Genomic DNA, 14,098 nt, shown 5'->3' on the forward strand with positions numbered 1-14,098 from the left:
TTCAATGGCCTCCCGTGCGGCGACTGCGTCGCGACGACAATCTGTCGATAAACAGATTCACGCCGATGGTCAGGGTGCCGATGGCCAACGCCGGGATGACGATGGCCGGGGCGCCCTGATTGAGGCCGCCGATGTTTTCCCGCACCAGCGAACCGAGGTCGGCATCCGGCGGTTGCACGCCCAGCCCTAGAAAACTCATGCCGCTGAGCAGCAGCACGATGAAACCGAACCGCAGGCCCAGGTCAGTGAGCACCGGGTTGAGCATGTTCGGCAGGATCTCCACGCAAGCGATATACAAGCGGCGCTCGCCACGGGTCCGGGCGACCTGCACATACTCCAGCGCTTCGATGTTCACTGCCATGCTGCGGGCGATACGGAACGCGCCCGGAGCAAAGCTCAACACCGCCGTGCTGATCAACAGGGTCACTGAAGAGCCGAACGCCGAGACCATGATCAACGCGAGCATTTTGCTCGGGATCGAGATAAAGGCGTCCATCAAGCGGCTGATCACTTCGTCCAGCCACTTTGGCGACACCACCGACAGCAGCGCGCAACCGGTGCCCAGCGCACTGGCCAGCACCGCCGCAATCAACGCCAGGCCCACGGTAAAGCGTGCGCCGACGAGCACCCGGCTGAGCATGTCGCGGCCCAGATAATCAGTGCCGAACGGGTACACCGCGCTGATGTTGTCGAACACGTTACCCGAGACCACCTCGCCGACCGGATGCGGCGCCAGCCACGGGCCGAACAACGCAACCAGCAGCCAGATAACGCAGATGGAAGCGCCGATGAGTCCCAGCCACGCGGGCCCGTGAGACACCTTGCCGGCTGACAGATCGGGGGCTGCGGGCGTCGATTTCACAATGAGATTGTTCATTGGTTTCTCAGCCTCGGATTGGACAGAATCGCGCACAGGTCGGCAATCAGCACCAGACCCAGATAAGCCGTACAGAACAACATGGTGCAGGCCTGCACCAGTGCCATGTCACGGTTGGTCACGGCATCGACCATCAGGCTGGCGATGCCGGGATAGTTGAAGATGGTTTCGACAATCACCACCCCGCCGAGCAGATACGACAGGCTCAGCGCAATCGCGTTGGCAATCGGCCCGATGGCATTGGGCAACGTGTGACGCAGTACGATGCGGATCGGACTGACGCCCTTGAGCCGGGCCATCTCCACGTAGGGGCTGTCGAGCTGGTCGATCACTGCGGCGCGTGTCATCCGCGCCATTTGCGCAACGATCACGCAACACAGCGTCATCACCGGCAAGGCGTAGGTGCGCATGAATTGCCACGGTGAAGTGATGTCGCTGGCATAGGACAGCGCTGACAGCCAGCCCAGGTTTACCGCAAAGATCAACACTGCGAGCGTCGCCACCAGAAACTCCGGCACCGCGACCATGGCCAGGGTGGTGAAACTCAGGACACTGTCGATCCGTCCGCCCCGCCCCATCGCCGAGCCGATGCCGAGAACCAGCGCCACCGGCACCGACACCAGCGCTGTGGCGGCCGCCAGCATCAGGGTGTTGGGCACGCGCCCGGCCATCAGCTCGCCGACCGGCATTGCGTTGGATACCGACACGCCCATATCGCCACTGAGCAGGCTCATCAACCAGTGCAGGTAACGCACCACACCAGGTTGATCGAGCCCCAGTTTCAGGCGCAGTGCCGCCACCTGTTCCGGGGTGGCGAACTGGCCAAGGGATTGTTGCGCCGCGTCTCCCGGCAGTACCGCCGTGATCGCGAACACGACCATCGATACGATCAACAAAGTCACGATCGCGGCGCCCAGCCGCCGTCCGATCAACCACAGTGTGTTGCTATTCATCGCCTACCCTCCTGCACCTGGCTTGCCGTTCATTTCGACGGCTCTGTTCAAGCGTCCAGCCAGACCTGCTCGGCGAACATGTAACCCATGAAACCGCCGAGCGGGTTGCTGCCGTAGCCCTTGATCCGTTGATCGACGCCGTCGATGTTGCTGATGAACACCGGTATGCCGATGCCACAGTGGTCGTGCACCAGGGTCTGCATGTCCGCGTACATCTTGCCGCGCTTGGCATCGTCGGTTTCGCCGCGGGCGAGCATCAGCAACTGATCGAACTGTTCGTTCTTCCAGCCGGACTCGTTCCACGGCGCCTTCGACTGGAAGAACTGCGAGAACATCACGTCGGCGTTCGGCCGTGGGTTGATGTTGCCGAAGCTGATCGGGTGCTTCATCCAGTGGTTGGACCAGTAGCCGTCGCTCGGCAGGCGCTTGACGTCGAGCTTGAGCCCGGCCTGCTTGGCCGACTGCTGCAACAGCACTGCGATATCCACGGAACCCGTTGCGGCAGGCGACGCAAACAGCTCCATGCTGATGTTTTCCATGCCCGCTTTTTTCAGCAGGAACTTGGCTTTTTCCGGGTCGTAGACCGTTTGCGGCAGGTCGCTGTTGTAGTAGCGCGAGCCGGGCGCGATCGGATGGTCGTTGCCGACCACGGCAAAGCCGCGGAATACCGCCGACTTGATCTGTTCGCGATCGAGCAGGTACTTCATCGCCTGGGTTAAATCGGCGTTCTGGCCGGGCATCTGATCCTGACGGATGATCAAATCAGTGTAGTTGCCCGACGGCGCATCAACGACCCGGTGCCTGGCGCTGGCCTTGATCCGGTCGGTGGAGCGCGGGTTGACCTCGTTGATCATGTGCACGTCGCCGGACAGCAGCGCGTTGACCCGCGACGGCTCGTCGCCAATGGCGATGAATTCGATTTCGTCGAGGTACGGCAGGCCTGGCTTCCAGTAACCGGTGTTGCGTGCGGCAACCGAACGTACACCCGGTTTGAACTCCTTGACCTTGAACGGTCCGGTGCCAATGCCCTGGTTGAAGTCGGTGGTGCCTTCGGGAACGATCAGCAGATGCGAGACGGCCAGAATCGACGGCAATTCGGCGTTTGGCGCAGTCAGGCGAATCTGTACTTCGTTGGTGCCGGTGGCCTTGATTTCGGCGAACTGCTCCATCAGCGGCATGACTTTGGAGCCGGTCAGCGGATCCTTGTGTCGTGACAGCGAGAACACCACGTCGGCCGCGCTGAGGGTTTTGCCGTTGTGAAAAGTCACGTCTTTGCGCAGGGTGATCGTCCACAACGTCGCGTCGGTGTTGTCGATGCGCTCGGCCAGTTCCAGTTGCGGCACCAGGTGCGCGTCGAAACGAGTCAGGCCGTTGTAGAACATGTAGTGCCGCACATAGTCGGTGGACAGCGCGCCTTTGGCCGGATCGAGGGTGTCGGCGGTGGAGCTGGACATGCCGGCGACGCGTATCCGCCCACCCTGCTTGCCTTTGCCCGGCGTCGCCGTATCGTCAGCCAACAGCTTGCCGGCGGCACCGAACAGGCTGCCGGCGCCGGCAGCCGCTACGCCGGCCACGCCGAGCATTTGTAACGCGTGACGGCGTGACATGCCGCGATTTAGGCCTTCGAACACCCGCAGGCTTTCTTCGCCTGAGATCAACGGTGAATCGTTCTTGTGATCAGTCATTTCAGTGCTACCTGTCGAAATCAAGAAGGCTCAAGTGTTCCGGTTGACCGGAACGTCCTGGAAACGCAAACGACGGTGAAGCCACAACATCAACTCAGTGCAAATAGTCCTGAAAGCGGTAGTAGGCGCCCACCAAAGGCAGGAACCACGGCTTGCCGAAATGCCCGGGGATCGCCGGCCAGTCGAGTTCACGCCAGGGGTTGGCCTCGGCATTGCCGGCCATCACGTCGGCCATGACCTGCCCCATGTGCACCGACATCTGCACGCCGTGGCCGCTGTAGCCCATCGAGTGGAACACGCCGCCGTGCTGGCCGGCTCGCGGCAAACGGTCGGAGGTCATGTCTACCAGGCCGCCCCAGCAGTAATCGATCCTGATGCCGGCCAGTTGCGGGAACATCTGGATCATTGCCGCCTGCAGCACCTTGCCGCTCTTGGCATCGTTGACACTGTCAGACATGGCAAACCGCGCACGCCCGCCAAACAGCAAGCGGTTGTCCGGGGTCAGGCGGAAGTAGTTACCGATCATTCGGCTGGTGACATAAGCGCGGCGTCCCGGCAGCAGCTGATCGATCAGCGCCTGAGGCAGAACCTCGGTGGCAATCACGAAACTGCCCACCGGCACAATCCGCCGCCGATACCAGCCCAGACCACCGTGCTGACAGGCGCCGGTCGCCAGCAGAACCTGCCCGGCGTGCAGCGAACCCTTGCTGGTGTTGACCTGATAACCGCCGGCACGGGCTTTCCAGTCGAGCACCGAGGTGCCCTGATGAATCAGTGCGCCGTGACGCACCGCCGCTTCTGCCAGACCGACGCCGAAACGGCCGACGTGCATCTGCACGCCATTGCGCTGCAGCAGGCCGCCATGGAACTGCGCAGAGTTGACTTCGGTGCGGGTCTGTTCGGCAGACAGCAATTCAACATCGGCATCGACTTCGTTGCGAATCAGCTCGCAGGTGCGGGCCAACCCTTCGTAGTGCAGCGGTTTTGCCGCCAGTTTCAGCTTGCCGTTACGCAACAGGTCACAGGCGATCTGCTCCTGCTCAACCAGCGACACAACGCTTTGCACGGCACTTTCGTAAGCCTGGTAATAGGCTTTCGCCCGATCGGCACCGAGACTGGCGCTGAGGCTGGCGTAATCCTGCGCCACCCCCGTGTTGCACTGCCCGCCATTGCGTCCCGAAGCCTCGCCGATCACCCGCCCGGCTTCCAGCACCACCACACTGGCGCCCTTGAGCGCCAAGGCCCGGGCCGCCGCCAGCCCGGTGAAACCGCCACCGACGATGGCTACATCGACTTGCCCGGGCAAACCGCCGAGCTGTGCGCCGGTGAAGGCCGGTGCGCTGTCGAGCCAGTAGGATTCACTGCCCATGTTCAATCCCGCCTTTGCCAATGAGGATGTCGTTACAGGCCGACCAGCCCGGCCAGACCGCCGATGTCCGGGATCTGGTGGTAGCTGTAGAAGGCATTGCCCGGTACTTCGTGGCCGCGGGCGACGAAGGCCTTGTTCTTGATCTTCATGTCGTGGGCCGGCATCAGGTCGTAACGGAAGCTGGAGGACACATGCAAGATGTCTTCCGGGCCGCAGTTGAGGTTGTCGAGCATGTACTCGAACGCCGCCAGACGTGGTTTGTAGGCTTGTGCCTGTTCGGCCGTGAAGACCTTGTGAAAAGGTGCGCCGAGTTTTTCGACGTTGGACATGATCTGGCTGTTGCTGGCGTTGGAGAAAATCACCAGGGGAATCTTGTCGGCGATTTTCGACAGGCCGGCCGGTACGTCCGGGTGCGGGCCCCAGGTCGGAACAGCGTCGTAATACAGCTGGCCTTCTTCGCGGTATTCGATTCCCCAGCGCTTGCAGGTACGCGCCAGAGCGGTCTTGAGAATCTCGTCATACGGCATCCAGTCGCCCATGACCTGGTCCAGGCGATAGGCCGAGAAATCCTTGACGAACTGATCCATCTGCTCCGCGGGTACGCGATCAGCGAAGAGTTCGCGGGTCATCGTGCCCATGTGGAAATTGGTCAGCGTTCCGTAGCAGTCGAAGGTAATGAATTTGGGGCGAAGAAAGCTCATTGAGTGCGTTCCTGAAGTTCGTTGAGGTCAATGGCGCTACAAGCATTTGCCTGGATTGCGCAGTAGCGATGCAACGCTGCAGCACACCGTCATTACAACACCGTGAAATCAGCAGATGGCGTTAAAAGCGACCTCCGTTCGATACAAATCACCGTTTTGCTCACGCTGCTCAGCAGACTTTGCGGTGCGCTCCAGCCTTGGGCAAAGCCCCGGTTTATGCGCTCTTATGGACCTGTATCAGCCGCTGTGGATTTCGGATATCGACTTTGCCCGCAGAAACTGCGCCCCCTCGCAGGAGCGTGTCGGTTGCTGCGGCACACGTCGGTCCGGTTCTGAATTGAAGTGATTGAAGGCACGTCCTGCGCCTTGAACGACAAGGCTCGATACAAGCCTTTTATAGGGTAAAAAAGCCCAAGCATTTGCTGCCGACACAAGGCCGCAATTAAGTAGTAAGTGTGGTCTTCGGGACTGTGCTTCGCGGAATCTGCCGAATATTCCCTCCCCCCTTGTCAGGCTTTCATCCAGATGGGATACAGGCGTCATCTCGCCGGAAAAACCGGCGTAAGCGCACACTCTTTATCGGAGAATCGCCATGTCTACCCCGCGTCCGTCCTACGTCTATCGGCCGATGACTGCCGACGACCTGCCCAAGGCCCATGCACTGTCCGTGCAATTGAAGTGGCCCCATCGACTCGACGACTGGGCCATGCTGCAAAGGGTCAGCAAGGGTTTTGTCGTACTTGATGGCGAGCGTTTGATCGGCACCGCGTTCGCCTGCCCGCAAGGTGATTTCACGACTATTGGCCTGGTCATTGTCAGTGACGATTACCAAGGCCAGGGCATCGGGCGAAAGCTTATGGAACACGCGCTGCAGGCTTGCCAGTCAAGCACGGCGATATTGAATGCAACCGTGGCCGGCGCACCGCTGTATGCGAGCCAGGGTTTTGTCGAGTTTGGCCGAATTCAGCAGCATCAGGGCCTGGTGCAAGCCCCCCTGCCCGGGCCATTGGCAGACGGTGAAGAATGCCGCCCACTGCGCGAAGCGGATCATGCGCGGGTGCTGGAACTGGCCAATGCCGGGAGCGGACTGGATCGGCAGGCGGTGCTCACCGATCTGTTCGCTGTCGTCGAGCATTCGGTGGGCATTGTGCGCGACGGTCAGTTGCGCGCCTTCGCCCTGCTGCGCCCGTTCGGTCGCGGTCGTTGCATCGGCCCGTTGATCGCCGAAAACCTTGAGCAGGCTCAACACCTGATCGCGACATTGCTGGCCAAGGTACCGGACGCCTTTGTGCGCATCGATATTCCAGCGGATTGTGGTCTGGCCGATTGGCTGGAAGGCGCCGGCCTGAAAAAGGTCGACACCGTGGCACAAATGTCCCGCGGTCCGGCACCGCAAGCAAGCAACGGCGTTCGGCAGTTTGCCCTGGTCACTCAAGCCATTGGCTGATCATCGGGTTTGAACTCGTCCCTGCCCAAAAAAACTCTCAATAACTGGAGCGTCACCCGTATGTTCGAACCTTGCATCATGCTGTTGGCTCGCGCCGATGGCAGTCGCGTCGACACCTCTTTCAAACAGCAATCCTTGAACGCTGCCGACCCCTTCTCGACCGGACGTCAGATCGCCTGGTCAGGGAGCGACGGTGCGTCTGCCGGCATCGTCGAAGCAGGCGAAAGCCTTGATATCAAGGACTTCCCGCACACCGAGGTGATCGTGGTTCATGCAGGGCACGTGACGTTGAAAACCCGGGAGCGGACACTGGTACTGGCCGTCGGCGCCAGCGCGGTCATCGGCCGGGGCACGGACGTGCGGATCGAAGCACAGACCGGCACCCGGTGGGCGTTTTGCGCCATGGCCACCCAAGGCGCGACGCCTGGCCTGACCTTGCTCGACCCGCTGGCGCACCTGTCTCCCTCCGCCGCGCCGGAACAACAGATTCTGATCGGTCCAACCCCGCAATGCCGGTCACGTAATGCCTTCGAAGATGCCACAACCGATCTGCGTGTCGGCGTGTGGGACTCGACGCCCTACGAACGTCACGGTCGCCCGCACAAGCTCAATGAGCTGATGTATCTGATCGAAGGAACTGTAACGTTGCAGACGCCCGAGGGTTTGAGCGTGACCGTCAATACCGGCGACAGCGTGTTTGTTGCGCGGGGTGCGCCGTGCGCCTGGAAAAGCACGTGCTATGTGCGCAAAGTGTATGCGGTTAAATAGCGTCAGCCAGAAATAACAGTGTCATCACACCCGTTCCAGCCAAGTCAGAGCGCCCCTTTTCAGGGGCGCCTGCGTTGTTATTCGCCAGAACGTTCTCTCTGGAATTGGCCGAAACGAAGAGATCTGCGCCCTGACCTACAACTGATCGACGTTGCGCGCAGCGACTGCCACGGTCGCCGGTGAATCGGAAAGCTTGACGAAGCTCCGAGTCGCGCCATCCAGTGCATCGATGCAACCCGCCTCGATGTCATAGACCCAGCCATGCAAATTCAAGCGTCCTTGCTCAAGCGCAAGCGCCACCGATGGATGAGTCCGCAAGTTCGCCAGTTGTGCGATCACGTTTTCACGAACCAGGCCATCGAGCTTGGCACGCGGCGTATCGAACTCATGCGCAGCATTGATCGCTTTCGCGGCGTCCGAATGGCGAAGCCAGTTTGCAACGGCCGGAAGGTGATCCAGACACGTGCAGCGTGAAATCGCGCCCATCGCTCCGCAATCCGAGTGGCCGCAGATCACAATGTCCCGTACACCGAGCACTGCAACCGCATATTCCACTGTGGCCGAAACACCGCCCGGTTCAGGACCGTACGACGGCACAATGTTGCCGGCGTTGCGGATCACGAACAGCTCACCCGGTTCGCGCTGTGTGAGAAGTTCAGGTACTACACGACTGTCCGAGCATGTTACGAACAACGCCTTCGGGTTTTGCTCGGTCGCGAGCTGCCTGAAAAGCTCGACGCGTTGTGGATACACCTCGCGTTGAAAACGCAGAAAGCCATCAATAATGTCACGCATGGGGTCCTCCAAAGCCTAATTTCAGATGCCGAGACGAGCATTCGACATGCCTTTGCACCTCACTGAGTCGTCATTATCGCAGACGCCGCATGCGTTGATAGCATGCGGATTGCGCAGGAGCAGTGTAAAAGCATCCGCCTCAGCCGCCTCCCCCTCCAGCATCGGCTCCGACACACAGACCTTGCATTGCCCCTTGGCGAGGTCTGCCCGTCACTCCTTGGTCAGATCAACCAGCGGCGTCTGCCGCACTTCAGTCTCCCGCCCACCCTGAATCTCGCTCACCTGCTTCAAGGCCTTATCGACAGCCAGCTTATCCACCAACAAGCTGTAGCTGATGCGGAACTGTTTGTGTTCCTTCGGCCCAATTGTGGGTACCAGGTTCAGTGGCCGTTGATAACGGCGGTTGTAGGAAAAACTCGTCCCCGGCTCCAGCCCCGTGACATACCCCTGGCCTTGGGTATCGGTGTTTTTCCACAGAGAAAACACCGGCAGTGTCTGAGTATTGAAGCCGACCGAAACGCCCAGGCTGCCGGCCTTGTTATGCAACACGGTCAGCGTATCGCCCTTGGCATCGGCATACGGCACTACGTTGTAAACCGTTTCATCGTAGTCCCTGGTCGGTGCGCGGTAGGTTTGCCATTCGGGCAGATCGCCCTTGGCCTTGTCGTTGAACGGTGACACCTGTTTCACCGGCGCGGCAAAACGAGCGCCTTGCTCCAGGAACGGGGTGCTGAAGTTACTGTGATACAGCGCCTGGTATTCCTTCGGATAGTCGCCGTTGTTGGTGAGCGTGTCGTTGAGCGCGAACACTACGCTGCCGGGTTCGGTGACCAGCTCGGTGGCGACGGAGAAGTCGACCTTCTTGAACGCCTGCTCTTTCAGTTCACCGCGCAGGGTGATGGCGTACGGTGGAGTTTCATCGATGTGCAGGGTGACTTTGCTTGCTGGAATGTTGGCGGCCCGACCGTGCAGGGTCAGCAGTTCGCCGTTGTCGACGCCGGGGTGGCCGACCCATTCGTATCCGCAGCGGGTGACCAGTTCATTGAAACCTTCCAGCCAGCCCAGACCGCCGCGGCCATTGAGTTCGATGAAGGACGGATTGACCACTTCCTTGACCGGCGAATCCCAGCCCATGCGCACATTGCCGACCGAAGCCTGCAAGACGTTCATTCCCCGTGTCGGCACTACCGAGAGTTTCATCGTGCCGTTATCGATGTCGACGATGCTGACGCCCTCCTGCCGACCGCCATGCAAGGTGCGCAGGGTAACGCTGAAGGGTTTGTCGGTTTTCAGGCCGAGTTGCTGGCTGGTGATCTGCCAGTTCTGGGCGGCTTTGTCGGTGTCGAGCAGAACGTAATCCCAGGCCATGGCGTGGGAGGCAGCGGACAGTGTGCTGAGGGCAACGACGAGTTTGAGCGGGGTCATGGCAGTAGCCTTTTTTGGAGTTGTGCCATTTTTATAAACGCGATGAAACGTTTCAGCAAGCTTGAAAAGTGCCACAACACCGGTAATACCAACAAAGACTTGGGCCAAATCGCAATATCGAGTCGATCCAATGCCGCAAATCCGCCGCTTCAGTCGGCGCTGGCCCGTCGCCAATCACGCGCGCGATTTAGCTGTTTACACACTGCATTCAAAATTAGTGATTTAACTAGGTAGTTACCTAACGATATAATGCCCGCCTCATTTCAACGGGACATTCAACGTGAAGCAGAGTCAACGCCTCTCGGGCATATCAACATTCATTCTGGTCGGGCTCGGGGTGATCATCGCCCTGCTCGGCCTGGCACTGGCCGCTGGCGGTGTGAAATTGGTCAGCCTGGGAGGCTCCTGGTACTTCCTGGTGGGTGGTCTGGCGATGGCTGTCTCCGGTCTGCTGATTGCGCGGCGCAAGCCTGCCGGTGCCTGGCTGTTCGCTGCGTTTCTGGTTGGAACCGCCATCTGGGCCGTGATCGATGCAGGCCTGGTGTTCTGGCCGGTGTTCTCGCGCCTGTTCATGTTCAGCGCCGTGGGTCTGGTGGTTGCGCTGGTCTATCCGCTGCTCAAACGCGCCAATGGTGACGTTGCAGGTCGCGGCGCTTACGGCGTTGCGGCTGTTCTGGCGGTTGGACTCGCGGTAGCTGCCGGCAACATGTTCGTCGCGCACCCGACCGTCGCCCCTACCGGCACCGGCCCGGGCCTCACACCGGTCGAGCCGGAAAAGGCACAGAAAGACTGGGCCCACTACGGTAATACCGAGGGTGGCAGCCGCTTCGCTGCGCTGGACCAGATCAACCGCAGCAACGTCGACAAGTTGAAAGTCGCGTGGACCTACCACACCGGCGACATCGCCGAGAGCGACGGCAATGGCGCCGAAGACCAGCTCACCCCGCTGCAGATCGGCAACAAGGTGTTTATCTGCACCCCGCACAACAACCTGATTGCGCTGGATGCCGACACCGGTAAAGAACTCTGGAAAAACGCGATCAACGCCAAGTCCAAAGTCTGGCAGCGTTGCCGTGGCATGGCCTACTTCGATGCCAGCGCAGCCGTCGCCAAACCGACCAGCTCGCCGGTAACCGACACGCCGGCCGCTCCCGTCGCCAACTGCACGCGCCGTCTGCTGACCAACACCATCGACGCCCGTCTGATCGCAGTCGATGCCGACACCGGCGAGTTCTGCCAAGGTTTCGGCAACAACGGCCAGGTTGATCTGAAGGCCGGTCTGGGTGATGTCCCGGACAGCTACTATCAACTGTCCTCCGCGCCGCTGATGGCTGGCACGACCGTGGTCGTCGGCGGTCGCGTGGCGGATAACGTGCAGACCGACATGCCGGGCGGCGTGATCCGTGGCTTCGACGTGATGACCGGCGCCATGCGCTGGGCGTTCGACCCGGGCAACCCGCAGGATAAAAAGGCACCTGCCGACGGCAAGACCTATGTTCGCAGCACGCCGAACAGCTGGGCGCCGATGTCTTACGACCCGGCAACCAACACCGTATTCCTGCCGATGGGCAGTTCTTCCACCGACATCTACGGCGTGGAACGCAGCAAACTCGATCACACCTACGGCGCGTCGATCCTGGCGCTGGACGCCAACAGCGGCGAAGAAAAGTGGGTGTACCAGACCGTGCACAACGACCTCTGGGACTTCGACCTGCCGATGCAACCAAGCCTGATCGACTTCACCAAGGACGGCAAAACCGTGCCGGCGCTGGTGATCGGCACCAAGGCCGGGCAGATCTACGTGCTGGATCGCGCCACCGGCAAACCGTTGACCGAAGTGAAAGAAGTGCCGGTCAAGGCAGCCAATATCCCCAACGAGCCGTACTCGCCGACCCAGCCAAAATCGGTGGGCATGCCGCAGATCGGTGCCCAGCACCTGACCGAGTCGGACATGTGGGGCGCTACGCCGTACGACCAGTTACTGTGCCGGATCGACTTCAAGTCGATGCGTTACGACGGTCTGTACACCGCGCCAGGCACTGACAAATCCCTGAGCTTCCCGGGTTCGCTGGGTGGCATGAACTGGGGCAGCATCTCCACTGACCCGGTGCACGGTTTCATCTTCGTCAACGACATGCGTCTGGGCCTGTGGATTCAGATGATTCCGTCGCAGAACAAGGCTCAGGCCTCTTCCGGTGGCGAAGCGCTGAACACCGGAATGGGCGCGGTGCCACTGAAAGGCACGCCTTACGCCGTGAACAAGAACCGCTTCCTGTCGGTCGCCGGCATTCCGTGCCAGGCCCCGCCGTTCGGTACGCTGACGGCTATCGACATGAAAACCCAGAAAGTCGCCTGGCAGGTTCCGGTCGGCACCGTTGAAGACACCGGCCCCCTGGGCATCCGCATGCACCTGCCGATCAAGATCGGTCTGCCAACCCTCGGCGGCACGCTGTCGACCCAGGGCGGCCTGATCTTCATCGCCGGCACCCAGGATTTCTACCTGCGCGCTTACAACAGCAACAACGGTGAAGAAATCTGGAAAGCCCGCCTGCCGGTCGGCAGCCAGGGCGGCCCGATGACGTATGTGTCGCCGAAAACCGGTAAGCAGTACGTGGTCATCACCGCCGGTGGCGCCCGTCAGTCGACCGATCGTGGCGACTACGTAATGGCTTACGCCCTGCCGTAAACCACTGCGCCCTCCTTCACGTTCTTGTGCGCGACACCTTCGGGTGTCGCGTCGTTTCATGTCCCCAACTCTGGATTTCAGCAATGTCATTCGTTGTTCGTTTTTCCCACACCGGCATCTTCACCGGCGTGCTGTTCGGTATCACCTGTAGCGCCGCCCTGCCCGCTTTCGCGGACACCGATTCGAACGTGTTCACCCGCAATACCCTGACCGGAGACTGGGGTGGCCTGCGCCACCAGCTCGACGAAGATGGCGTCAAGTTCACCGGCGATTACACTGGCGAAACCGCCTACAACGCCGACGGCGGCAAGCACCGCTCAGCCCGTTACTCACAGAACATCAAGCTCGGCGCGCAATTTGATCTGAGCAAAATCTATGGCGTGGACAACGCCGGCAAGGTTCAGCTGACCATCAATGACCGGCGCGGCAACAGCGCCTCGCAAGATCTGGTCGGCAACCGTCTGCCGATCCAGGAAAACTACGGCGGCCTCTACACGCGCCTCACCGAACTGAGCTACGAGCGCACGCTGTTCACACCGGCGCTGAACGTCAAACTCGGCTACATGGCCATGGGCAACGACCTCGGCGGCCTCGACAGCGGCATTCTCTGCAACTTCATGAACGCCGGTTTCTGCGGCCATCCGCTGAACATGTCCGGCGGCAGCGGCTGGACCAACTATCCCAACGCGCACTTGGGCGTGCGGGTGAAATACGACCTGTCGCCGGAATGGCAACTGCGCGTCGCCGCGTTCAACGTCGATCCCGAAAGCAACGGCAACTCCAGCCGCGCCTGGCACCTGGGGCCGAAACACACCACCGGCACCGTGGTGCCTGTCGAACTGGTCTACAAACACGCGGGCACGCTGCCCGGCGAGTACAAGCTCGGTTATTACTACGACAGCTCCGACGTGAAACGCATCGGCAGTGACAAGGAAGTGTCCGGTCGCGGCGGCCATTACCTGCTCATTGATCAGGCGGTGTGGAGTTCGCCAACGTCGGAGGGCCGCAGCCTGCACGCTTTCGGTCAATACTCGGCGGCCAGCGAAGCGGCTTCGCCGTTCAGCAAGTGGTATGGCGCCGGGGTGGTCCTGTACAAACCGTTCGAAGGCCGCCCGCGTGACACCGTCGCACTGGGCTACGGTCGCGCCGTGCAAAACCCGCGCAGTCGCGACGTGCAACAAGACGCCGCGCTGGCCAACGGCACACCGCTCTCCAATCTGGACGGCGCCGAGCAACTGATCGAACTCGGTTACGGCTACCAAGCCACGCCATGGCTGACCCTGCGCCCGAACGTGCAGTACATCATCGAGCCGGGCGCGTTTTCCGGGCAGGACATCGATAATGCACTGGTGTTTGGACTGCAGGTGAAAGCAAGTCTCTGACCTCGCCGCT

Annotated in this window: 11 protein-coding genes; 4 read left to right on the forward strand and 7 right to left on the reverse strand. The window is 60.8% G+C overall.

All coding sequences use genetic code 11. The annotated features are described in order from the left end of the window. Position 1: 1 nt before the first annotated feature. The 5 genes from J5M72_RS04320 to J5M72_RS04340 form a co-directional block, all read right to left on the reverse strand. A complete protein-coding gene (locus tag J5M72_RS04320; protein WP_207864243.1) occupies positions 2-877 on the reverse strand; it encodes an ABC transporter permease in 876 nt (291 codons plus the stop codon). Further along, positions 874-1,830 carry an ABC transporter permease gene (locus J5M72_RS04325; RefSeq protein ID WP_207864245.1) on the reverse strand — a complete coding sequence of 319 codons (957 nt, stop codon included), beginning with the start codon at positions 1,828-1,830 and terminating at the stop codon, positions 874-876. The genes J5M72_RS04320 and J5M72_RS04325 overlap by 4 nt, the downstream gene beginning before the upstream one ends. A gap of 47 nt (positions 1,831-1,877) precedes the next feature. Then, on the reverse strand, positions 1,878-3,515 hold the full coding sequence (locus J5M72_RS04330; RefSeq protein ID WP_207864247.1) for an ABC transporter substrate-binding protein: 1,638 nt from the start codon (positions 3,513-3,515) through the stop codon (positions 1,878-1,880). Between the two features lie 94 nt (positions 3,516-3,609). Further along, positions 3,610-4,884, reverse strand: coding sequence for an FAD-binding oxidoreductase (locus J5M72_RS04335; protein ID WP_207864249.1), 1,275 nt, complete (start codon positions 4,882-4,884; stop codon positions 3,610-3,612). Between the two features lie 32 nt (positions 4,885-4,916). Then, the gene (locus J5M72_RS04340) at positions 4,917-5,585 is read right to left on the reverse strand and encodes a haloacid dehalogenase type II (RefSeq protein WP_085730903.1); all 669 of its coding nucleotides are present in this window, start codon (positions 5,583-5,585) and stop codon (positions 4,917-4,919) included. Positions 5,586-6,177: 592 nt separating this feature from the next. On the opposite strand from J5M72_RS04340, the gene J5M72_RS04345 reads away from it, so the two are divergent. Then, positions 6,178-7,032, forward strand: coding sequence for a GNAT family N-acetyltransferase (locus J5M72_RS04345; protein ID WP_207864251.1), 855 nt, complete (start codon positions 6,178-6,180; stop codon positions 7,030-7,032). A 60-nt stretch (positions 7,033-7,092) separates the two neighbouring features. Continuing rightward, positions 7,093-7,800 carry a cupin domain-containing protein gene (locus J5M72_RS04350; RefSeq protein ID WP_207864253.1) on the forward strand — a complete coding sequence of 236 codons (708 nt, stop codon included), beginning with the start codon at positions 7,093-7,095 and terminating at the stop codon, positions 7,798-7,800. 135 nt (positions 7,801-7,935) lie between these two features. Here J5M72_RS04350 and J5M72_RS04355 read toward each other — a convergent pair whose 3' ends face one another. Together J5M72_RS04355 and J5M72_RS04360 are read right to left on the reverse strand one after the other, a co-directional pair. Continuing rightward, complete coding sequence (locus tag J5M72_RS04355) at positions 7,936-8,595, reverse strand: carbonic anhydrase (RefSeq protein WP_169430406.1); 660 nt, start codon at positions 8,593-8,595, stop codon at positions 7,936-7,938. A 210-nt stretch (positions 8,596-8,805) separates the two neighbouring features. Beyond that, a complete protein-coding gene (locus tag J5M72_RS04360; protein ID WP_207864255.1) occupies positions 8,806-10,020 on the reverse strand; it encodes an aldose 1-epimerase family protein in 1,215 nt (404 codons plus the stop codon). Positions 10,021-10,300: 280 nt separating this feature from the next. Here J5M72_RS04360 and J5M72_RS04365 point away from each other — a divergent pair, with 280 nt between their 5' ends. Beyond that, complete coding sequence (locus tag J5M72_RS04365; protein ID WP_207864257.1) at positions 10,301-12,706, forward strand: glucose/quinate/shikimate family membrane-bound PQQ-dependent dehydrogenase; 2,406 nt, start codon at positions 10,301-10,303, stop codon at positions 12,704-12,706. An 83-nt stretch (positions 12,707-12,789) separates the two neighbouring features. Continuing rightward, a complete protein-coding gene (locus tag J5M72_RS04370) occupies positions 12,790-14,088 on the forward strand; it encodes a carbohydrate porin (protein WP_207864259.1) in 1,299 nt (432 codons plus the stop codon). Positions 14,089-14,098: the final 10 nt, after the last annotated feature.

The sequence above is a fragment of the Pseudomonas sp. 58(2021) genome, assembly GCF_017491585.1.
Lineage (GTDB): Bacteria > Pseudomonadota > Gammaproteobacteria > Pseudomonadales > Pseudomonadaceae > Aquipseudomonas > Aquipseudomonas fluorescens_BT.